General features: G+C 65.0%; 21 protein-coding genes. 7 read left to right on the plus strand and 14 right to left on the minus strand.

Going from position 1 to position 20,043, the window contains the following annotated elements; all coding sequences use genetic code 11:
- The first annotated feature begins 18 nt into the window (after window positions 1-18).
- Window positions 19-1,518, plus strand: coding sequence for a mannose-1-phosphate guanylyltransferase/mannose-6-phosphate isomerase (locus F6X39_RS16615; RefSeq protein WP_187617397.1), 1,500 nt, complete (start codon window positions 19-21; stop codon window positions 1,516-1,518).
- 69 nt (window positions 1,519-1,587) lie between these two features.
- Here F6X39_RS16615 and F6X39_RS16620 read toward each other — a convergent pair whose 3' ends face one another.
- The 3 genes from F6X39_RS16620 to F6X39_RS16630 form a co-directional block, all read right to left on the minus strand.
- Window positions 1,588-2,778 carry a transposase gene (locus tag F6X39_RS16620; RefSeq protein WP_187617398.1) on the minus strand — a complete coding sequence of 397 codons (1,191 nt, stop codon included), beginning with the start codon at window positions 2,776-2,778 and terminating at the stop codon, window positions 1,588-1,590.
- A 580-nt stretch (window positions 2,779-3,358) separates the two neighbouring features.
- The gene (locus F6X39_RS16625) at window positions 3,359-3,658 is read right to left on the minus strand and encodes a YciI-like protein (protein ID WP_018418036.1); all 300 of its coding nucleotides are present in this window, start codon (window positions 3,656-3,658) and stop codon (window positions 3,359-3,361) included.
- 151 nt (window positions 3,659-3,809) lie between these two features.
- Entirely contained in the window at window positions 3,810-4,067 is a 258-nt protein-coding gene (locus F6X39_RS16630; RefSeq protein WP_187617399.1) for a hypothetical protein, read from the minus strand.
- A gap of 39 nt (window positions 4,068-4,106) precedes the next feature.
- Between F6X39_RS16630 and F6X39_RS16635 the strand changes: the two genes are divergently transcribed.
- From F6X39_RS16635 to F6X39_RS16645, 3 genes are all read left to right on the plus strand, one after another.
- Window positions 4,107-4,406, plus strand: coding sequence for a PsiF family protein (locus tag F6X39_RS16635; protein ID WP_187617400.1), 300 nt, complete (start codon window positions 4,107-4,109; stop codon window positions 4,404-4,406).
- A gap of 237 nt (window positions 4,407-4,643) precedes the next feature.
- Complete coding sequence (locus F6X39_RS16640; protein ID WP_187617401.1) at window positions 4,644-5,093, plus strand: hypothetical protein; 450 nt, start codon at window positions 4,644-4,646, stop codon at window positions 5,091-5,093.
- 386 nt (window positions 5,094-5,479) lie between these two features.
- Window positions 5,480-6,067, plus strand: a complete 588-nt coding sequence (locus F6X39_RS16645; protein WP_187617402.1) for a YSC84-related protein — start codon at window positions 5,480-5,482, stop codon at window positions 6,065-6,067.
- A gap of 204 nt (window positions 6,068-6,271) precedes the next feature.
- Here F6X39_RS16645 and F6X39_RS16650 read toward each other — a convergent pair whose 3' ends face one another.
- The 11 genes from F6X39_RS16650 to F6X39_RS16700 all read right to left on the minus strand — a co-directional run bounded on the left by F6X39_RS16650 (window position 6,272) and on the right by F6X39_RS16700 (window position 17,186).
- Complete coding sequence (locus tag F6X39_RS16650; protein WP_187617403.1) at window positions 6,272-7,339, minus strand: glycosyltransferase family 4 protein; 1,068 nt, start codon at window positions 7,337-7,339, stop codon at window positions 6,272-6,274.
- 257 nt (window positions 7,340-7,596) lie between these two features.
- Window positions 7,597-9,009, minus strand: a complete 1,413-nt coding sequence (otsA, locus tag F6X39_RS16655) for an alpha,alpha-trehalose-phosphate synthase (UDP-forming) (protein ID WP_187617404.1) — start codon at window positions 9,007-9,009, stop codon at window positions 7,597-7,599.
- A gap of 151 nt (window positions 9,010-9,160) precedes the next feature.
- On the minus strand, window positions 9,161-10,384 hold the full coding sequence (locus F6X39_RS16660; RefSeq protein ID WP_187617405.1) for a mechanosensitive ion channel family protein: 1,224 nt from the start codon (window positions 10,382-10,384) through the stop codon (window positions 9,161-9,163).
- A gap of 119 nt (window positions 10,385-10,503) precedes the next feature.
- The gene (locus F6X39_RS16665) at window positions 10,504-10,860 is read right to left on the minus strand and encodes a Rap1a/Tai family immunity protein (RefSeq protein ID WP_090804794.1); all 357 of its coding nucleotides are present in this window, start codon (window positions 10,858-10,860) and stop codon (window positions 10,504-10,506) included.
- A gap of 185 nt (window positions 10,861-11,045) precedes the next feature.
- Window positions 11,046-11,777 carry an ankyrin repeat domain-containing protein gene (locus F6X39_RS16670; RefSeq protein ID WP_184033540.1) on the minus strand — a complete coding sequence of 244 codons (732 nt, stop codon included), beginning with the start codon at window positions 11,775-11,777 and terminating at the stop codon, window positions 11,046-11,048.
- 52 nt (window positions 11,778-11,829) lie between these two features.
- Window positions 11,830-12,621, minus strand: coding sequence for a TatD family hydrolase (locus tag F6X39_RS16675; protein ID WP_187617406.1), 792 nt, complete (start codon window positions 12,619-12,621; stop codon window positions 11,830-11,832).
- Window positions 12,622-12,714: 93 nt separating this feature from the next.
- The gene (locus tag F6X39_RS16680; RefSeq protein WP_187617407.1) at window positions 12,715-13,230 is read right to left on the minus strand and encodes a GNAT family N-acetyltransferase; all 516 of its coding nucleotides are present in this window, start codon (window positions 13,228-13,230) and stop codon (window positions 12,715-12,717) included.
- Window positions 13,231-13,279: 49 nt separating this feature from the next.
- Complete coding sequence (locus F6X39_RS16685; RefSeq protein ID WP_187617408.1) at window positions 13,280-14,323, minus strand: DNA polymerase III subunit delta'; 1,044 nt, start codon at window positions 14,321-14,323, stop codon at window positions 13,280-13,282.
- A gap of 95 nt (window positions 14,324-14,418) precedes the next feature.
- The gene (gene tmk, locus F6X39_RS16690) at window positions 14,419-15,039 is read right to left on the minus strand and encodes a dTMP kinase (RefSeq protein ID WP_187617409.1); all 621 of its coding nucleotides are present in this window, start codon (window positions 15,037-15,039) and stop codon (window positions 14,419-14,421) included.
- Entirely contained in the window at window positions 15,039-16,049 is a 1,011-nt protein-coding gene (gene mltG / locus F6X39_RS16695) for an endolytic transglycosylase MltG (RefSeq protein ID WP_187617410.1), read from the minus strand. The genes tmk and mltG overlap by 1 nt, the downstream gene beginning before the upstream one ends.
- Window positions 16,050-16,952: 903 nt before the next feature.
- On the minus strand, window positions 16,953-17,186 hold the full coding sequence (locus F6X39_RS16700) for a hypothetical protein (protein ID WP_187617411.1): 234 nt from the start codon (window positions 17,184-17,186) through the stop codon (window positions 16,953-16,955).
- A 113-nt stretch (window positions 17,187-17,299) separates the two neighbouring features.
- Between F6X39_RS16700 and F6X39_RS16705 the strand changes: the two genes are divergently transcribed.
- The 3 genes from F6X39_RS16705 to F6X39_RS16715 all read left to right on the plus strand — a co-directional run bounded on the left by F6X39_RS16705 (window position 17,300) and on the right by F6X39_RS16715 (window position 19,986).
- Window positions 17,300-17,596 (plus strand): hypothetical protein, encoded by a 297-nt coding sequence (locus tag F6X39_RS16705; protein WP_090804775.1) that lies wholly within the window; start codon window positions 17,300-17,302, stop codon window positions 17,594-17,596.
- 310 nt (window positions 17,597-17,906) lie between these two features.
- Complete coding sequence (locus F6X39_RS16710; protein WP_187617412.1) at window positions 17,907-18,974, plus strand: YgfZ/GcvT domain-containing protein; 1,068 nt, start codon at window positions 17,907-17,909, stop codon at window positions 18,972-18,974.
- Window positions 18,975-19,119: 145 nt separating this feature from the next.
- Window positions 19,120-19,986: an NRDE family protein gene (locus F6X39_RS16715; RefSeq protein WP_184033520.1), complete on the plus strand. Its 867-nt coding sequence runs from the start codon at window positions 19,120-19,122 to the stop codon at window positions 19,984-19,986.
- The last annotated feature ends 57 nt before the right edge of the window (window positions 19,987-20,043 follow it).

Consider the following 20,043-nt stretch of genomic DNA (forward strand, 5'->3'; position numbering starts at 1 on the left):
ACCCCCGCCCAATCGTCCATGCCCTCAACCGCAACCAGCGTCAAGCTCAAGGTTCATCCCGTGATTCTCGCGGGCGGCTCGGGCACCCGGCTGTGGCCGATGTCGCGCGAGCAGCATCCGAAGCAGCTGATCGGCCTGCTCGGCGAAGAGTCGCTGCTGCAATCGACGACCCGCCGTCTCGATGGGCTCGAAGCCGGTTATCCGCTTGCCGGCCAGCTCGTGGTCGTCGCCAACGAAGAACAGCGCTTCACGACGGCCGAACAATTGCGCACGAGCGCCAAGCCGAGCCGGCTGATACTCGAACCCGTGGGCCGTGACACCGCGCCCGCGTTGACGGTGGCCGCGTTGTCCGTCGCCGCGCAGGATGAAGACGGCATCATGGTCGTGATGCCCGCCGATCACGCGGTCACCGACAGCGCAGGATTTCACGCGGCGGTCGCCGCCGGCGTACAGCATGCGGCCGCTGGCCATATCGTCACCATGGGAATCGTGCCGACGCGTGCCGAAACCGGCTACGGCTATATCCGCATCGGCGCGCCGCTCGGTTCTGACGATGTACAGACCGAAGCAGCGGCTCGCCCCGTCGCGCATCGCCTCGACCGTTTCGTCGAAAAGCCGCATCTGGAACTCGCGCAGCGCTATGTCGAATCACGCGAATACTGGTGGAACAGCGGTATTTTCATCGTGCGCGCATCGACGTGGCTCAAAGCGATCCGCCATTTTCAGCCGGCCATTTACGCAGCATGCGAATCGGCCTTCGCGGGCAGCACGGCGGACGGCGACTTCTTCCGGCTGCAACGCGATGCGTTCAGCGGCTCGCCGTCGAATTCGATCGACTACGCGGTGATGGAAAAGCTCGGCCCCGATCAGAGCATCGCGTCGGGCGTGGTCGTGCCGCTTGCGGCCGGCTGGTCCGACGTCGGTTCGTGGGACGCGATCTGGGACATCAGCGAGAAGGACCCCGATCGCAACGTGAGCCGCGGCCGCGTGATGTTCGAAGGCGCGAACTCCACCTTCGCGCATTCCGAAGGACGACTGATTGCCTGCGTCGGGACGCAGGATCTCGTCGTCGTCGAGACCGCCGATGCGATTCTGGTCGCCGACAAGTCACGCGTGCAGGACGTGAAGAAGATCGTCAACCGGATTCGCGAGGATGGCGGGCTCGAAGCAGCCAATCATCGCAAGGTGCATCGGCCGTGGGGCAACTACGATTCCGTCGACACCGGCGAGCGCTTCCAGGTCAAGCGGATCGTCGTGAAGCCGGGCGCGCGGTTGTCGCTGCAGATGCATCATCATCGCGCGGAGCACTGGATCGTCGTGCGCGGCACCGCGCTCGTCACGCGCGGCGACGAACGCTTTATCGTGTCCGAAAACGAGTCGGCCTATATTCCGCTCGGCGTTACGCATCGCCTCGAAAACCCGGGCAAGATGCCGCTCGAAATGATCGAGGTGCAGTCGGGTTCGTACCTCGGCGAAGACGATATCGTGCGCTTCGACGATACGTACGGAAGGCAATGAGGCGCGAGCGGTCGTAATGACGAAGCGGGAACCTGCGGCGGCGCAAAGCGGCCGCGGGGACCGCCGGGCTCATCCCACGTATGAGAGGAGTTCTTTGTAGGTTGCGGAAAAGCGCTCCGCGGTGCCGCTGTCGGTCGTCACCGTGGGCGTGCTTGCCCCGCCCGCGGTCGCGGTGTCCGACGGATAGCGGCGCAGCGTCCCGCGTAATGCATTCAGTGATGGCTTCAGCGGCCCGTGCAACGGCGCGCCGTGATTGCCAGGGTGATTCGGGATGCCATTGACCGATGCCGGTTCCGGCGCATGACGCAGGCCTGGCAACGAACGATCCGCGGACCGCTGTGCAAGGTTCGCCGACGCAGGCGCGGCCGTTGCGTGGACCATCGTCGTGGCCGCCGCGTCGGTCGCGCATTCGCGATCGATCCACTGACGCGCCCAGTCGAGCGCGAACTGCTGCGCGTGCTGCGCATCCGCGAAGCGCGGGCCGACGAGGCCAGAGCGCTCGACGCGCTTGCCGTCCCTGATGATCTCCGCCCACCCGCGATACATCGCATTCGGCACTTCCTCGACCACCACGTAGATCAGATAACCGCGCGAATCGGCGACCTGCATGCCGCGCGGGGCGAGGCCCAGCGTCAGCGACGGGCGCGGGTCGTCGATCGCGACGGGCTCGACCGTGCCGGATGCGGCCGGTTCGACGCGCATCTCCGCCGCCGTCGCGGACGTCGCCACTGCGGACGTCGCGAACGCCGATGTCGCCACCGCGCTCGCCGGCGCAAGCCCCGACAATTGCCGCGTGATGTCGCCGATCGGATCGGCCGTACGCCATTGGCTCAACGCGCTCGCGACGCCGGGCGCCTGCCACGACTCGGGACTCTTCCACGACACGCCGCGCAGATTATTGTCTTCGCGCGGGCTCGGGGTTTGCGCAACCGGTGCCGCGGGTCTGGCCGTAACGGGCGGCGCCGGTTGGGGAATGTATGCGAAGGTACGCCCGCTCTGCGACAGCAGACGGACCATCTCCAGCAGTGTGCCGTTCAGTTGCCACTCTTCGAAGCGGCGGCGGCAGGTGGGACCGGACGGATAGCGGCCCGGCAGCTTCGACCACGGCTCGCCGGTGGTCATGATCCACAGCACGGCATTCGTCACGATGCGCGGTTCGGCGCGCGGCCGGCCGCGCCGGTTCAGACGGACGGCCGGCTCGTCGGAGACGAGCGGCGCGAGCAGCGCCCATTCGTCGTTGTTTAGCTCATCGAAAAACATTGGATTTTCTCCACGCGGCCTGGCCTGGCCGCGGCGTTGGGCCTGCCACGGGTTCTCAGCGTTCACGACCCGTGTGCGGCCCTCGGTTGCACAAATTTGTTTGGTCCGTTCGGCTCGCTGGAGCAGCCCGCCCACACGTGGTGCGGATCTTCCCTATTACGAAGCACAAAACGCGGTCTCACTCGTGCGTGGGAAAATTTGTGCACGAAGCATACCATTCCAATCTTTGCATGAGTACAGTTGAGACAAGTGTTACGGATAGAAACAATCTTGTCGGTTTCGCTGCGTCGATTCTCGTATTGCCGTAACAGAAGCCGCTGCTTATCCGGCATCGTATCTGTCTATTGCAAAGCACAATACCGCATGACCGAACAGAATGGGCTTTAGAAATGTAATTGCCGATCCAGCATGCATTTCTATGCGCTTTGATGGTTGATGTGAACATCGGTTTCGAGCGTCGGCCAAAGGACTGCGACGCGCCCGCGCGGTGACATGGAGGCAACGGGAGGCGCACACGCGGCCGCCGCGCAGGCGCGGAGTTCGAGGCGTGACAGAAGCGACGAAGTCGCTTCGAACGACGTTACGGGCGCACTGGTTTCGATGCGTGCTCGCCGACGACCGTGGTCCATTCGCGCACGCGCCAACGCGTGACCAGTCCGGAGAGTACGTACGGATCGGCGGTAGCAAAGGCCTCCGCCACCGCAGGCGACGCGCCGGTGAAGAGCAGCACCGCACCGTCCGTCGGCTCCGCGAGCGCGCCGGCCAGCAGCAGTTCGCCTCGCTCGGCGGCGGCCCATGCGAGTTTCAGATGCGCGTCGCGATGTTCGCCGCGCCGCTCCAGATAGTCGGGTACCAACTCGTACATCAACAGGTAATGCATGGTGAGTCTCCTCGCGAGGTTGAGGGTTGGCAGGGAGCGGCATGCACCGGAGCGCAGTTGAGGATAACGGCGACTACCGAATTTCATGCCTATTTTCTATTCAGTTGCATTCGCAGCAATATGAAAATTCTCATTGCCTGTTAACCATAGATCAAAATAGCGGAAACCGTAATTTCGTTTCAATAAGCTTGAAATAATCGCCCCGAGCAATCTGCATTGCATGACAAAATTCGCGCTCTCGTTCATTCGATTGTTTCAAACGCCGCAGCGCCGGTTGCGCCACGCTGCTCAGGGAAAACGAGCGCGGACCGCTGTCAACCGGAATGCATTTTGAGCCGTTCTGGCAGACGGCATTTGCCATAATGGATGCGCCGATGGGCTTATGGATGCCGTCGTCGCCCGCGCGCATGAACGATCAGAAACGTTTTCACCACCGATGGAGTGTCCCATGAAAATCCAATCCGCTATCGCCACGCTGGTGTTGGGCGCGGTACTCGTATCGCCGGCGTTTGCGCAGAACAGCCAGCAAACCAAGATGGCCGACTGCAACAAGCAGGCCGGCGACAAGAAGGGCGACGAGCGCAAGGCGTTCATGAAAACCTGTCTTTCCGCGAAGCCGGCCGCCGCCGCGCCGATGAGCCAGCAGGACAAGATGAAGGTGTGCAACAAGCAGGCGGGCGAAAAGAAAGGCGACGACCGCAAGGCCTTCATGAAGACCTGCCTGTCCTCCTCGGCGCCGGCCAACTGAGCGAAAGGCGTAGCCGTCCCCCACGCCGGCGCCCTCCGATCGACGCGGCGCCGGCGCATCGTTGCGCCCACGCGGCGCTCCGATCGAGTCCCCCCGCTTCGTCGTCCACCCGCCGCAACGCGCCGTTTTCTTCTATGATGGCTGCGGAGACGGCCCACCCTCACTCATATAGAACCAGACAACTACGCGGGCCGCCATCTTGTCGTTGGTGCTACTGAGCATCGATCGGAGGCAAGGATGGTATCGAAGCACAAAAACCGCTGGTTAAGGCGGTGGTTGCTGGTCATCATATTCTGGGCCGTGCCTGTGGCGATCGTCGCGGTCAACGAGATCCGCGAGGAAATGTCGTACAACGCGGTCGATCTCGACCGCGCGCTCACCACCTGGAATTTCACCGAGGCGCAGCGCACCGCCGGGGCGCCCGCGCATTGCCATGGCAAGCCCGACGAGGCCAAGGCGGCCGGCTGCCCGGCCGACGTGCTGGCCGCCAACGCGCCGCGCCAGCAGGACGCGATCAACGAATACAGCGTGCGCCGCTCGACGCTATTGGCCTATCTGTGGCACGCATTCGTCGGCTATTGGATCGTGCCGGCGGCTATGCTGTTCGCGATCGGCGCGATCATCGGCATGGTGCGCCGCGCGCTGCGGCGCCCGCCCGCGGTCAAGAGTCCGGCGAATCACGGGTGAGCGGCGGCCGCGCCGCTTGCACTTCGCCGCAATTTGCCGCGCAGAAACAACACTCTCATTGCCATGTCGATGGGCCGCCGCGCGACGCGAAAATCGGTAAAAACCGGCGCATCGTGCGGCCACGCCGAAGCGTCCCCACAATCGCCGCGACTCGGGCGCTGTTCGGCGTCGCCCCTCGGATCGTCGCTCGACGCGTGCTCGGAAGTCGCGCGCAAGGCCGGTCAAATTTACTGGGAAGACCTCTTGCGATCAGGCTCAAACCCTTGTCCCATAAGGCTTTTCGCGTTGTCACGCAACGCGCCTTTTGCACCAGCCTGTGTTATAACTCAAAGGCAACCAGGCGACACCACCACGGTTGCGCCCCGGATCCATGACGGAGAAAAACGATGCAAAGACGACACTTCATGTTGAAGACGACCGCTGCGCTTGCTTTCGGAGGCCTTGCACTCGCCGGGTGCACGACGACGGGCAACACGCCGGAAAATGCTCATATCGACGCCTCGAAACGACAGTCGATCGACGCCAGCGTCGACGGCACGCTGTCCAAACTGTTCACGACCGTGCCGGGCTCGCGCGAGCTGGTGTCGAAGGCGCGCGGCGTGCTGGTGTTCCCGTCGGTGCTGCAGGCGGGCTTGATCGTCGGCGGCCAGTATGGCGAAGGCGCATTGCGGGTGGGCGGCACGACGGTCGGCTACTACAGCACCGTGTCGGGCTCGTTCGGCCTGCAGGCGGGCGCGCAATCGAAGGCGATCATCTTCCTGTTCATGACGCAGGATTCGCTCGATAAATTCCGCAACGCGAACGGCTGGTCGGCCGGCGTCGATGCATCGGTCGCGCTCGTGAAGATCGGCGCGAACGGCGCCGTCGACACGACCACGGCCACCGCGCCAGTTCAGGTTTTCGTGTTGACGAACGCGGGCCTGATGGGCGACGTCTCGCTGCAAGGCACGAAGGTCACGCGGCTGAAGATCTGAGCGCGCTCATCGGCGCGCTCCACTGATCACTTGCGCGCATCGCGGCGAAGGCCGCGCGGAGGACCCTGTGCGGGTCGTCGCGCGGCCTTTTTGTTATGGATGCCGATGCCGACGCTCGGGAACGGAAAAACTCGCGCGCAAAAAAACGGCGCCGCGCATCGCGTACCGCCGTCCTTCGCTTCGACACGTCCCAACGATCCCGCGTCAACCGCCCGACGAATCGACCACCTTGAGCCTCGAGCGCTTCTGTGCGCGAATCACCGACTGATACGCCTCCACATACTGACGCGCCATCCGGTGCGACGTGAAGCGCTCCTCGAAACGCCGCCGCACGCCCGCGCGCGACACCTTATGCAGCCGGTTCACGGCCGCCACCGCGCCGATCTCGTCCTCGACGATGAACCCGGTCACGCCCTCTTCGAGCACTTCGGGCACCGAGCCGCGGTTGAACGCGATCACCGGCGTGCCGCAAGCCATCGCCTCGATCATCACGAGACCGAACGGCTCCGGCCAGTCGATCGGAAACAGCAGCGCATGCGCGCCCGACAGAAACTCGGCCTTTTGATGATCGGCAATCTCGCCGATGTACTCGACGTACGGCAGGTCGAGCAACGGCCGGATACCGCGCTCGAAGTACTCGCGGTCGGCCGCATCGACCTTGGCGGCGATACGGATCGGCATGCCGCAGCGGCCGGCGATGCGGATCGCCGTATCGACGCGCTTTTCCGGCGAAATCCGGCCGAGAAACGCGAGGTACTTCTGCTCGACCGGTTGCGGCGTATAGAGCTGCGCCGGCAGGCCGTGATAGACCGTGGTGAGCCAGCGCGCCTGCGGCAGCGGATGACGCTGCGCGTTCGAAATGGAGATCACGGGCGCGGTGTTGAACGTGTCGAACACCGGCTGCTGCTCGGGCAGATCGAGCCGGCCGTGCATCGTCGTGACGAACGGCGTGTCCTGCCGCTTGAATACCGAGAACGAGTAGTAGTCGAGGTGGAAATGCAGCACGTCGAACTCTTCGGCCTGGCGGCGCACGAGTTCCATCAACAGCATATGCGGCGCGATGCGGTCGCGAATGCCCGGATCGAGCCGCAGCGCGCGCGGCCACACCGCTTCGAGCTTCGCGCTCGTGACGGAGTCGCCGCTCGCGAACAGCGTCACGTCGTGGCCTTGCTCGACCAGCGCTTCGGTGATGTACGACACGACGCGCTCCGTGCCGCCGTAGAGCTTCGGCGGCACCGATTCGGTCAGCGGGGCGATCTGCGCAATCTTCATATTGTGTCTCCGTGAGCCGGCGGCTGGCGCGCAATCGCGATGCCGTCGGCGACGCCGAGTATGACAGCGCCATGACGTCGGAACAATGCACGCGGTCCCTAAGCGTCGCATGCATCGTCGTTACGGGGAATTATTCCCTGGCATCGGTCGAAAAGCCGCAGGTCTTGCAATTGCTCGGTGCTGTTACAAGCGGCTTACATCCGGTGACACGCGGCCACGCGCCGGGTTTGCGCGGGCTTTGGGCCGTCGCCGCGCCGTCATTGGTGGCCGCCGCCCTCGCCCGACCCGCGCACTGGCATGCTGCGCAGATCCCTGAGGAAGCTGTCGCGCCACACTCCGAGATCGTTCTTACGCAGCGCGGCCATGTCGATCTCGTGACGCCGCTGGCGCGCGTCGAGCGGCATTTGCAGCGCACGTTGCAAGGCCTCGCACATGCCGATCGCATCGTGCGGATTGACGAGCAGCGCGCCGGAGAGCTCGGCGGCCGCGCCCGCGAAAATCGACAGCACGAGCACGCCGGGATCGTCGGGATTCTGCGCGGCCACGTACTCCTTCGCGACGAGGTTCATGCCGTCGTGCAGCGGCGTGACGAAGCCGATCTGCGACTCCCGAAACAGCGACATCAGCTTCCAGCGGTCGTACTGCTGGTTCAGATAGCGGATCGGCGTGTAGTCGAGCCCCGAGTAGCGGCCGTTGATGCGCCCTGCCTCGTATTCGAGATCCTGGCGGATCTTCTGATAGGTCGCGACGTCCGAGCGCGTAGGCGGCGCGATCTGCACGAGCGTGACGTTGCCGCGCCATTCGGGCGAGCGTTCGAGCAGCAACTCGAACGCGCGAAAGCGCTCGACCAGTCCCTTCGAATAGTCGAGCCGGTCGACGCTCATGACCAGCTTGCGCCCCTCGAGGCTTTGCTTCAGCTCGAGCACGTGCTGGCGGCTTTCGTAGCGCTTGGCCTGCTCGGCGATTTCGTCGGGGAACACGCCGATCCGGTAGACGCCGGTGCGCAGCTTGCGCCCGAACGCCTCGACGACGCCGTCCGCGCTCACCGTGCCGCGCGCGTGACGCGTCACGTAGTCGTGGAATGCCTGCTGGTCGGTGGCGGTCTGGAAGCCGAGCAGGTCGTAGCACGACATCGACTTCACCAGTTCCTCGTGCGGCGGAATGTTGAGCAGGATCTGCGGCGCGGGAAACGGAATATGCAGGAAGAAACCGATGCGGTTCGTCACGCCCTCGCTGCGCAGCGCCTCGGCAAACGGGATCAGATGGTAGTCGTGAATCCAGATGATGTCGTCGGGTTCGAGCAGCTTGACCAGCTTGTGAGCGAGCCATGCGTTGACGCGCCGGTAGCCCGCGTACTCCTCGCGCTCGTAGCGCGCGAGGTCGTTGCGGTAGTGGAATACCGGCCACAGCGTCGCGTTCGAGAAGCCGCGGTAGTACTGGTCGTAGTCCTTGCGCGTGAGGCCGACGGTTGCGAAGGTCACCGCGCCGTCCTGCTCGAGCGTCGGCCCCGCGTTGGCGACCGTTTCGCTGACTACGTCGCCGCTCCAGCCGAACCAGACGCCGCCTGCATCCTTCAGCGCGCCGAATACGCCGACCGCGAGTCCGCCCGCCGATCCCTTGGTCTCCGTCGGCGTCGCGACGCGATTCGACACGACGATCAATCGGCCCATAGTGCATGTCCTCCGTCATTCATGCGATGCGCCGCGACGCCTGAGCAGGCGTGGCGCGCCCGTGAGCAGCAATCGGCGTGCCCGCACATCGCCGGGCTTGCCGAGGGCGGTCGCCACTCGCCGCTCGCCACGCGCGATCCGCAACGCCCGGCTAAGCCTGCTCCTTCGCCTTCTGCGCGACCTCGCCCGCGCCAGTGCGGCCGATGCGGCTCGCCACCGGATCGGCTTCGGTATGCGCGGCGGTGCTGCCGGCTGGCGCCTGCCGGCTGCGCGGCAGCCAGTCGCTCGGGCCAGCGCCACCGGTCTCCAGCTCCGCCGACACCTCGGCACGCGCCCGCGGCAGGTATTCCGGGTAATGCCGATGAACGAAATCGAGCAGCCCTTCGCGCACGCGGCAGCGCAGATCCCACGCAAGGCCGGAATCGGGCGCGCTGACGAGCGCGCGCAACTGCATCGCGCGCTCGGTGCAGTCCGTCACCTGCAGCACCTGCACGCGACGGTCCCACTCGGGCGCGTTCTCGACGATGCGCGCAAGCTCCTCGCGCAGCGGCGCGAGCGGCATCCGGTAATCGACGAACAGGAACACGGTGCCGATGATCTGCGAGCTGCTGCGGGTCCAGTTCGAGAACGGATTTTCGATAAACCATTGCAACGGCACGATCAGCCGGCGCTGGTCCCACAGCCGCACCGACACGTACGTGCCGGTGATCTCCTCGATGCGTCCCCACTCGTTCTCGATCACGACGACGTCGTCGAGGCGGATCGGTTGCGACAGCGCGATCTGCAAACCGGCGATCAGGTTGCCGAGCACCGGCCGCGCCGCGATACCGGCGACCAGACCGGCGACACCCGCCGACGCCAGCAGGCTCGCGCCGATCTGCCGCACGTTGGGCAAGGTCATCAGTGCACCGCCGACACCGATGATCACGATCACGATCATCACCGAGCGCGCGAGTACGCGCGCCTGCGTATGGATGCGGCGCGCCTGCAGGTTATCGGAGGAATCGAGCGGATGGGCGCGGATGATCGCTTCGCCGATCGCCGCGGCCGAGCGCACCGACAGCCACGTCAGCGCGGCGATCAGCGCGATGCCGGTGATGTCGCGCACCGGTTCGATGAAGTTGAGGGTGTCGGGTGCCTCGGACCAGACCCACGCGAACACGAGGATCACGAGGGCGAACAGCGACGGCTTGTCGATGTAGCGCAGCACGACGCTCGTCAGCGCGTGCGGCCGCGCGAGACGCTTCACGATGCGCGCGCCGAAGCGGTGAATGCCGCTTGCCACGATCGCCACGATGGCCGTCACGATCAGCGTGCCGAGCCACGTATGCAGCGGCGCGGCCGCCACGCGGTAGAAGTCGTCGATAGTAGGCATAACGGGCATCTTCCTCCGGGCTCGATGAGCGGCGGCGCGCCTGGGCGACTACTGACATCCGGGGCGCACGACCGCGCCTGGGCGTTACAACGGGTTCCTCGATGCGCCGCGCTTATCGATCAGCCGCCGCTCTTGCAGGGAAACGCCTTGCCGAGACCCAGCGAAATCGCCGTGCTCGCGTTGTAGCCCGCGGCGTTCGGGTTCTCGGCGATGTACTTGCGCACCGCGTCGGTCAACTGCGCCGAGCGCGCATCCGGCGGCAGGCAGAAGTACTGGCCGACGCGCGGACCGGTGGTGCCGCCGATCGCGTCGATCGTGTTGAAGATGCCGTCGGCCGCGCCTTCGATGTAGGCCGCGCAGGCGCTACGCGAAGCCACGTCCGTCTTGGTGCACAGCTTGTTGAGGTCGCCTCCCGTAAACGCGGCTGCCGAAAGCGGCAAGGCAAGCGCGCCGGCGAAAATCAAAGCCCGCAGCATGGTGTTCCTTTCCAGGGTTGTTTATTCACGCGGTCTTTCTGCCGCGTCCGGACGGCGCGCTACGCGGCGCGCCGAAGTCGTCATTCTGCACTGTTTTACGCGGCGGCAGCAGGCCGGCAGCCGCGCGGCCCGGACAAAACGGCTGCAAAGCGGCACGGCATGGCGAGGCGCCTGCCGACAAAACGTCATTGCTTCTGCTGCTGCGTCTGCTGCATGCGCGCCGTGAGCCCTTCGACGACGTCCGGCTCCTTGTAGGTCTTGGCGAAATCGAGCGCGGTCATGCCGATCTGGTTTTTCACCGACAGGTCCGCGCCGTTGTCGAGCAGCAGCTTGACGGTGGAAACGTGGCCGCCGCGCGCGGCCATCATCAGCGGCGTGGTGCCGTTCGGCGAGCCCGCGTCGACGTAGGCCGAGTGGTCGAGCAGCACCTTGACGATGTCGTCGTGGCCGTTCGCGGCCGCGTAGTGCAGCGGCGCCCAGCCCTTCTTGTTGACCTCGGCGTCCTTCGCGATCAGCAGATTCACGAAGTTCAGGTCGCCGACCAGCGACGCCATCATCAGCGCGTTTTCGCCGGCCTTGTCCTGAATCTCGATATCGGTCTTCGGATTCGCAAGCAACGCGGCCGCGACCTTGTCGGATTTCTCGCGCGCGGCGATCACGAGCAGCGGGATGCCCTGATTGTCGACGCTGTTCGGGTCCATGCCCTTCGCGAGCAGCTTGTTGACGCCGTCGACGTCGTCGAACTTGACCGACTTGATCAGCGAGTCGATGGGCGCCGCATGCGCGGGCACCGCGACGAGCGCCGCGCACGCGAGCGCGGCGGCGCACGCGAGACGGCGCGCCGGTGCGAGAGCCCGGGCGGCCGACCCGGCGGACAGCGGTTGGAAATCAGCGGACGACGTCGAAATATTTTTCATATGGTACTTTAGGAAATCTTCCTATCCCTTTGATGTTACGCGGCTTTTTGGCTCAGATTCCGGCCGGCGCGGCGAGTCCGAACAGTCTGAAGAAGTTTTGCGTGGTGGCGGCGGCCAGCGCCTCGTCCGGCATCTCGCGTTGCTGCGCGATGAAGCGTCCGACATAACTGACGTACGCAGGTTCATTCGGTTTGCCGCGATACGGCACCGGCGCCAGGTACGGCGAGTCGGTTTCGATCAGCAGACGGTCGAGCGGCACGCGGCGCGCGACGTCCTGCACATCGGTCGCGCTCTTGAACGTGACGATGCCCGACAGCGAAATGTAAAAATTCTGCGCGAGCGCCTGCTCGGCGATGGTCCACGGTTCGGTGAAGCAATGCATGACGCCGCCCGGCACGCCGGCGCGCTCCTCGGCCATGATGCGCAACGTATCTTCCGACGACGAGCGGGTGTGGATGATCAACGGCTTGCTGGTCGCGTGCGCGGCGCGGATGTGCGTGCGAAAGCGCTCGCGCTGCCACTCCATGTCGGCGATCGAGCGGCCTTCGAGGCGGTAGTAATCGAGCCCGGTTTCGCCGATCGCGACGACCTTCGGGTGCCCGGCCAGTTCGACCAGCTCGGCTACGCTCGGCTCGCGCATGTGCTCGTGATCGGGATGCACGCCGACCGACGCGTACACGTTGTCATAGCGGCTGGCGATGTCCAGTACCGACGGCAGCGTTTCAAGATCCACCGACACGCACAACGCGTGCGAGACCGAATGGCTGCGCATGTTTTCGAGCACTTGCGGCAGACGGTCCGCGAGTCCTTCGAAGTTGATGTGGCAGTGCGAATCGACAAACATGGTCAGGTCCTGGGAAAAAGGGGCTTGCGGATGGGCGATGGCGTGGCCGGGACCGCCTGGGACAGCTCAGGTGGCGCTGCTTACGCAGCGTGCTCAACCGGCGTGGGCAAGACGCTTGCCAAGAATCACCAGATCGCGCTCGACGCCATCCAGCACCGCGACGCGCGGTAGCGTGCCCCACGCATCGAAGCCGAAGCCGCGGAACAGCCGCACGCTCGCTTCATTGTGACCGAACACGAAGCCGAGCACCGTATCGATGCCTAGACCCGGTGCCGCCTCGAGCGACGCCGCCAGCAGTTGCTTGCCGAGTCCCTGGCCGCGCGCGCGCTCGTCGAGATAGATGCTGACTTCGGCGGTGCGCTGATAAGCCGGCCGGCCATAAAAATCGGAAAAGCTGAGCCACGCGATCACGCGGCCCGCCTGCTTCGGATCTTCGACCACCCACAGCGGCCGCTTCTGCGGGCTGTGCGCATGAAACCACCCATGCCGGCTCTCGACGCTGACCGGCTCGAGGTCCGCGGTGACCTGGCGCGACGGGATCGTCGAATTGTAGATGGCGACGATCGCGGGCAGATCGTCGAGCGTGGCGTCGCGGTAGGAAAGGCTCATGGCGGTTGGCTTGAATGAAAAAAAGACGGAAGGCTGTCCGGCTGCGGGCTCACGCAAACAGCGCGCGATAGCCGATGAACAGTTCCTCGAACACGAGCCGCGCGTTCAACGGATGGTTCTCGACCGCGCGCTGGCGCGTGACGGTGCGCAGAAAACGCGCGAATGCATTAGCGTCGGCCTGGGTGGCGCAGCGGGTGAGCGCGGCCGACGCCTGCGGGAAATAGCGCGGCGCGCCGGCGGTGCGCTGCGCGAGCAGATCGTACATCCAGCGCTGCAGCCAGCCGAGCACGAGCGGCACTGGGAGCTTCTGCAGCGCCTCGCCGCACGCGAATGCGTCGCACCCGGCGCCGGCCGCGAGCTGCTTGAGCGTCCAGTCGCGCAGCGGACGGTTTTCGTCGCTGGCGAGCGCGAGCGCGGCGAGCGGCGCGCCACCCGCTTCGGCGAGCAGCGCGCGGGCGTCGTCGACGCCTTGCGCGGCCAGCCACTGCGCGGCGGTGTCCGGCGCGGGCACGCTCATCGGCCACTGCCGGCAGCGGCTAATGATGGTCGGCAGCAAACGGTCGAGGCGCGCCGACACCATCAGGAACACGACGCCCGCGGGCGGCTCTTCCAGCGTCTTCAGCAACGCGTTGGCGGCCGCGACGTTGAGCGCCTCGGCCGGATACAGCACGACGACGCGCGCGCCGCCGCGATGCGAACCGACGCCGACGAAGTCGAGCAGACCGCGGATCTGTTCGATCTTGATTTCCTTGCTCGGCGTGCGGGTCTTCTTGCCTTCGTCGCCATCGGCTTTTTCGGCCTTGTCGTCGGCGCCGTTCGCGGCGTTCGCGAGGCCGGCTTCGGCGGCGAGCGCCTCCGGCACGACGATGCGGTAGTCGGGATGATTGCCCTGCGCGAACCAGTTGCAGGCCACGCACGCGCCGCACGGCTCGCCGTTCGGTTGCGGCGCCTCGCACAGCAGACCCTGCGCGAGGTGCTGCGCGAAACGCAGCTTGCCGATGCCCGCCTGGCCGTGCAGCAACAACGCGTGCGGCCAGTGGCCGTGCAGCTGCTGCAGGCGATTCCAGTCATCGGCTTGCCACGGATAGATCATCGTTTGTCTTTTTGAATCAATGGGTTGTAGGCGCTACTTCAGATGTCGAGTGAACTTCGCACGAGATTATAAGAAGCCGTTATATCTATTTATAATCAGAGGGTTGTAATCAACTCCTCAAGCTGCTTCTGAATTCGAACGATGCTCTGCGAAGAGTCGATGATAGCGAATCGATATGGCGCTTCTTCGGCGCGGCGCATGTATTCGGCGCGCGTGCGCTCGAAAAACGCCGCCGACTCGCTCTCGAAACGATCCGGATTGCGCACCGCGCTGCGCCGCTCGTTGGCGACGGCGGGCGGCAAATCGAACAGCACGGTCAAATCCGGCTGGAAACCGCCCTGCACCCAGCGCTCGAGCGTCTCCAGCTTGTCGCGCGGCAAGCCGCGGCCGCCGCCCTGGTAGGCGAAAGTGGCATCGGTAAAACGGTCGGACAGCACCCAATCGCCGCGCGCGAGCGCCGGCTCGATCACCTCGGCCAGATGCTGACGGCGCAGCGCGAACATCAGCAGCGCTTCGGTTTCGAGATCCATCTTCTGATGCAGCACGATATCGCGGATCTGCTCACCGAGCGGCGTGCCGCCCGGCTCGCGTGTCATCACGACCGAGCGGCCGCTCGGCGCGAGCTTCGCCTCGAGCCGTTCGCGGAACCAGCCCAGATGAGTGGTCTTGCCCGCGCCGTCGATGCCTTCAAACGTAATGAATTTGCCGCGCGCCATCATTGCCCTCGAATGTATTTGTCCACGGCCTTGTTGTGTTCGCCGAGGGTGTCAGAAAAGATGCTGCTGCCGTCGCCGCGCGACACGAAGTACAGCGCGTTGCTTTGCGCCGGGTTCATCGCCGCCTGCAGCGACGCGACGCTCGGCAGCGAGATCGGCGTCGGCGGTAGGCCCATCCGCGTGTAGGTATTGTATGGAGTGTCGGTCTGCAGGTCTTTCTTCCTGATGTGGCCGGCGTAGCTGTCGCCCATTCCGTAGATCACGGTCGGGTCGGTCTGTAGCGGCATGCCGGCGCGCAGACGGTTGGCGAACACCGCGGCGACGAGCGCCCGGTCGGACGCCTTGCCGGTTTCCTTTTCGACGATCGACGCCATCGTCAGCGCGTCGTACGGGGACTTGTACGGCAGGTTCGGCGCGCGCGAGAGCCACGCCTCGTCGAGACGCACGCGCATCAGACGGTAAGCGCGGCGATAGATGTCGAGGTCGCTCGTGCCCTTGTCGAACAGGTAGGTATCCGGGAAAAACAGCCCTTCGCCGTTGCCGATCGACGCCTCGGGCGCGCCGATTGCGCTCATCAGATCGGCGTCGCTCATGCCGAGCGTGTCGTGCTTCAGCGCGGGATTGGCGTCGAGTTCAGCGCGCATATGTTTGAAGGTCCAGCCTTCGATGATCGTCGCCACATATTCGTTGACGTCGCCGCGCGCGATTTTCTGCAGCACCTCGTAGGGCGTGATGCCGCTCTTGAACTCGTAATTGCCGGACTTCAGCTCGCTTTGCAGCCCGAGCAACCGCGTCATCGCGATGAACAGCTCGGGCTCGACCGGCACGCCGCCGCGATTGAGCTGCAGCGCGACGCTGCGCAGGCTGCTGTGCGGCTTGACGGTGACGTCGAGTTGCGCCGGGGTCAATTCGAGCGGGCGGGTGGCCCAGTAGTATCCAGCGGCGATGGCCGCCGCGGCCAGCACAACGACGAGCGCGCCGGCGACGAAACATTTCTTCAGAAGGGACACGACAGGAAAGAATTAGCGTTTAGATGGCAACGAACTGATTTTTAACGGGAAAGTCTTGCGTCGGTCAACATTGAGACTGTGCCGTTTTGCAGCCCTTTCGGCCTTTTGCGACCTGTATTGTATAGATGCGGGCACCAGATGGTCACGGCCGGAAAAAACAATATGAAATCCGCTGGCGTCGGTCTGATGCTACTCGAGTCGTACGCTGTCACAACATAGGTCAGAGTTTCAAAGGTTCGACAATTCCCGACCAAACGCCTTTTCGGCTCCTGCCGCTTTTGGCCGTTGTTGACAGTTTCAAACGACGGTTCAGGGGCGACCTGCACGCCGCCGCGAAAGACCCGAGCACGAGCTGCGGCAATTGGGAGACTCCACGCCCCGTTCCGCTCTGAGAATTCTTGTGGTCGCCAAGGCGATACGACAACAACAATAGGGTTCGCATCGGAATTCATTCTTTCGGAACGCATGATCGGGTCCCGGCCATAGGTATGCCGGCTGATTTGACGTTACAGAGGGGGCGCATGGCGATCGAGTTCAAAGTCGGAACCCACTAGGGCTGCATGCTCCACACGCGGCAGGAATATCGCGGCAACGCATTTAGTGACGAAGCGCGAGCCGGCCGGAAGCTCATTGCCTCGGCAAGCGCATGGGAGCTTACGCATGACACGCGCCAGCTACCGCGGCTCGTCGAGGTCATGCGCAATGTGCGCGGCGGCGCGTATGCGAGCGGCGCGGCACCGGATCAACTCGCCCAGGCGCTACGGGCCGCCCTTGAGCGTGGCGATGTGATTGCAGTCGCGCCGAAGCGGCGCGCCTGTCCAACAGCAGATCCGGCCGTACTATCCAACCGTTACGCCGTCGCAGCTATTCCGGAGGGCGCTGCCCTTGGTGCGTGCCGCGCGCTCATTCGAGCGCCCCAAACTGCCTCGGCTGGCCGCCGACGATGGCCTCGCGATCTGGTACGCCCGCCCCGGCGACGTCTTGCCAGATGGAACCATCGCGACGCCAGTATCGACGCCGCTCGGCGATGCGCGGCCGTTTGAGTACACCGAGGATCCGCAGTTCGGCGATGTGCAGGAACTGGCCGCGCGTGGCGTCAGTGAGATGGATGAGGCTGAGTGTTTCGCGGACTACCATTCAGACATGGAGCATGTGTCAGGTGGCCCGAGCAATGTATCAAGATCCACGCACCTATGCGCTCTGCACACAGCGAGCATTCGATAAATTCCAGGCATGCAGGGGATATTGAGATGACGAAACCGGATCGGGCTAGCGTCATTTTTTATGACGCCGATACCCAGCAGTTAAAGATGTGCACAGTTTCACGGGTTCACGTGCAAGCGGCGATTGATCGAGCGCTGGCAATCACTATCCCACCGGATGCTCCGGAAAATTCAATGTTGCCAGTGACAGACGAAGACGCTCGGAAGCTTGGAGGAATGGCGATTCTGATTCAGGCAATCGCGCATCCCGAATTACGCGAACGGCTGAAAATCACGACTGAGCAGCCGATGGACTGGGCACCGGCCAAGCCGCCCACGGAGTGACAGTGGCTCGTCCGCCTTACTCAGTGGCCCCGCCGCAGCCACCCCGGCGGCGGCTCGTCTGTGACCACGGCAGCGGACAGCAGATCCGGCACGTCGGGTGCCCGCCCATCTTGCGCCGGACCCTCTGGGAGAACACCCCGACATGGTCACAATATGGGCACAGCCGGAGGGTGATAACGTGCAATCCCCTGCTGCGCAAGGCTCTCGGAAAGCCTTCATTCGCCAGGGACTTGCGAAACGCGACAGGGCTGGACTGAATATAATGACTGTTTGCCTTAGCCAAAGTCAGAATTGACTGTTCCCGGAATCCATGAACACACCACTCGTGAACGCCTCAGGTAACGCTTCCGGTCTCACTCCCGCCGCGGCGGCGCCCGCCGCCCTGCCCATCCTGCCGCGCCCGTCGGCCGAAGAATTCACCGCCGTGCTCGAGCATGGCGCGTACATGCCGCTGCCGCAGTTCGGCGTGATCGACACGACCGGCGACGACGCGGCGAGCTTCCTGCACGCCCAGTTGACCAACGACGTCCAGCATCTCGACGCCGCGAACGCGCGCCTCTCCGGCTACTGCTCGGCCAAGGGCCGGCTGCTCGCGTCGTTCCTCAGCTGGCGCAGCGGCGATACGATCCGCCTGCTGGTATCGAAAGACCTGCAGGCCGCGGTGCAAAAGCGGTTGTCGATGTTCGTGCTGCGCGCAAAGGCCAAGCTCGCCGACGCGAGCGGCGAGCTCGCGGTGGTCGGCCTCGCGGGCGACGTGCGCGGCGCGCTGTCCGGCGTGTTCGACGCGCTGCCCGACGGTGTGCACGTGCAGGTCGACGGCACAGCGGGCACGCTGATCCGCGTGCCCGATGCGTTGGAGCGGCTGCGCTATCTGTGGATCGGCCCGAAAGCGCAGATCGAAGCGCTGCTGCCGTCGCTCGACGGCAGGTTAAAGCGCGTGTCGCCGGCCGTGTGGGACTGGCTCGACATCCGCGCGGGCGAGCCGCGCATCACGCAGCCGGTCGTCGAGCAGTTCGTGCCGCAAATGGTCAACTTCGACGTGCTCGGCGCGGTCAATTTCCGCAAGGGCTGCTATCCGGGTCAGGAAGTCGTCGCGCGCAGCCAGTATCGCGGCACGATCAAGCGGCGCACGTCGCTCGCCAACGTCCCCGGCGAGCTGGACACGGTGCGGCCCAGCACCGAGCTGTTCCACTCGGACGATCCGGGCCAGCCGTGCGGGATGATCGTCAACGCGGCATCGGCGCAAGGCGGCGGCGTCGATCTGCTGGTCGAGACCAAGCTCACGGCGCTCGGCAGCGGCAGCGTACATGTCGGCGCGGCCGACGGCCCCGCGCTGCGCTTCCTGACGCTGCCCTACGGGCTGCCTGCCGAAGTCTGATCGTTGGAGAGGGTAAGAAGCGGCGCAATCGGGCGCCGTTTTTTATTGACTGCTTTATTCTCGTCTGTTTTTTGCCGCTTTCGTTTGCCGCCTGCGTCGCTGCATCAGGCGGCCGCCCCATGCTCTGAACGGGAGATGCTCCCCGATGTGCCTGATCGTTTTCGACTGGCGACCTGATGCGCTCGATGGTCCGCTGTTCACGCTCGCCGCGAATCGCGACGAGTTCTTCCGCCGCACGGCCGAGCCGATCGGCTGGTGGCGCGACGCGCCGGAGGTGCTGGGGGGCCGCGACCTCGTGGGCGGCGGCACGTGGCTCGGCTTGTCGCGCGACGGCCGCTTCGCCGCGCTGACCAATTACCGCGCGCCGGGCGAAATGCGCGCCGATGCGCCGACCCGCGGCACGCTCGTCAGCGACTGGCTCACGAGCGCCGCGCGCGACGCCGACGGCAATCCGCACGAGACGCCGCTCGCGTATCTGCGGCACGTCGCGCAATCCGGCGACATCTACAACGGCTTCAATCTGCTGGTCGGCGACTGGACGCGTCGCGAGCTCGCGTGGTACTGCAATCGCGGCGCCGTCGACGCAAACAGCGGTCCCGCGCTGCTCGCGCCGGGCACGCACGGCATCTCGAACGCGGTGCTCGATACCGCGTGGCCGAAGCTGGTCAAAAAGCGCGGCGAGCTCGGCACGCTGCTCGCGCGCGATCCGATGCCGCCGCTCGAACGCCTGATCGATCTGATGCGCGATCCGCGGCTCGCGCGCGACGACGAATTGCCGTCGACCGGTATTCCGCTCGAACGCGAGCGCGTGCTGTCGGCGGCGTTCATCGAATCGCCGGACTATGGCACGCGCAGCACCACCGCGCTGCGCGTCGCCGCCTATGGCGACGTGATCGGCGTCGCGGTCGCCGAGCGCAGCGACGACAACGGCTCGCACCGGATCGTGCGGCCCGGCGATTTCGAGCGCAGCTTCGCGTTCAATGTCGAGCGCGACCGGATGAGCGTGGCGTGATCGTTTGAGCACCGCCTGGCCGGCGCATTCGCCGCCGGCCGCTCATCGCTTCGCGAT

The sequence above is a fragment of the Paraburkholderia sp. UCT2 genome (assembly GCF_014397665.1).
GTDB lineage: Bacteria > Pseudomonadota > Gammaproteobacteria > Burkholderiales > Burkholderiaceae > Paraburkholderia > Paraburkholderia tuberum.

Coding starts and splice junctions, on each gene's coding strand:
- F6X39_RS16650 (WP_187617403.1), bottom strand. CDS start 7,339: ATGAAGATTGCGCAGATCGCCCCGCTGACCGAATCGGTGCCGCCGAAG.
- F6X39_RS16620 (WP_187617398.1), bottom strand. CDS start 2,778: ATGTTTTTCGATGAGCTAAACAACGACGAATGGGCGCTGCTCGCGCCG.
- F6X39_RS16640 (WP_187617401.1), top strand. CDS start 4,644: ATGGTATCGAAGCACAAAAACCGCTGGTTAAGGCGGTGGTTGCTGGTC.
- F6X39_RS16660 (WP_187617405.1), bottom strand. CDS start 10,384: ATGCCTACTATCGACGACTTCTACCGCGTGGCGGCCGCGCCGCTGCAT.
- F6X39_RS16670 (WP_184033540.1), bottom strand. CDS start 11,777: ATGAAAAATATTTCGACGTCGTCCGCTGATTTCCAACCGCTGTCCGCC.
- F6X39_RS16705 (WP_090804775.1), top strand. CDS start 17,300: ATGACGAAACCGGATCGGGCTAGCGTCATTTTTTATGACGCCGATACC.
- F6X39_RS16635 (WP_187617400.1), top strand. CDS start 4,107: ATGAAAATCCAATCCGCTATCGCCACGCTGGTGTTGGGCGCGGTACTC.
- tmk (WP_187617409.1), bottom strand. CDS start 15,039: ATGGCGCGCGGCAAATTCATTACGTTTGAAGGCATCGACGGCGCGGGC.
- F6X39_RS16645 (WP_187617402.1), top strand. CDS start 5,480: ATGCAAAGACGACACTTCATGTTGAAGACGACCGCTGCGCTTGCTTTC.
- F6X39_RS16665 (WP_090804794.1), bottom strand. CDS start 10,860: ATGCTGCGGGCTTTGATTTTCGCCGGCGCGCTTGCCTTGCCGCTTTCG.
- F6X39_RS16630 (WP_187617399.1), bottom strand. CDS start 4,067: ATGCGCGCGGGCGACGACGGCATCCATAAGCCCATCGGCGCATCCATT.
- F6X39_RS16710 (WP_187617412.1), top strand. CDS start 17,907: ATGAACACACCACTCGTGAACGCCTCAGGTAACGCTTCCGGTCTCACT.
- F6X39_RS16700 (WP_187617411.1), bottom strand. CDS start 17,186: ATGGTAGTCCGCGAAACACTCAGCCTCATCCATCTCACTGACGCCACG.
- F6X39_RS16685 (WP_187617408.1), bottom strand. CDS start 14,323: ATGATCTATCCGTGGCAAGCCGATGACTGGAATCGCCTGCAGCAGCTG.
- F6X39_RS16625 (WP_018418036.1), bottom strand. CDS start 3,658: ATGCATTACCTGTTGATGTACGAGTTGGTACCCGACTATCTGGAGCGG.
- F6X39_RS16680 (WP_187617407.1), bottom strand. CDS start 13,230: ATGAGCCTTTCCTACCGCGACGCCACGCTCGACGATCTGCCCGCGATC.
- F6X39_RS16715 (WP_184033520.1), top strand. CDS start 19,120: ATGTGCCTGATCGTTTTCGACTGGCGACCTGATGCGCTCGATGGTCCG.
- F6X39_RS16615 (WP_187617397.1), top strand. CDS start 19: ATGCCCTCAACCGCAACCAGCGTCAAGCTCAAGGTTCATCCCGTGATT.
- F6X39_RS16675 (WP_187617406.1), bottom strand. CDS start 12,621: ATGTTTGTCGATTCGCACTGCCACATCAACTTCGAAGGACTCGCGGAC.
- otsA (WP_187617404.1), bottom strand. CDS start 9,009: ATGGGCCGATTGATCGTCGTGTCGAATCGCGTCGCGACGCCGACGGAG.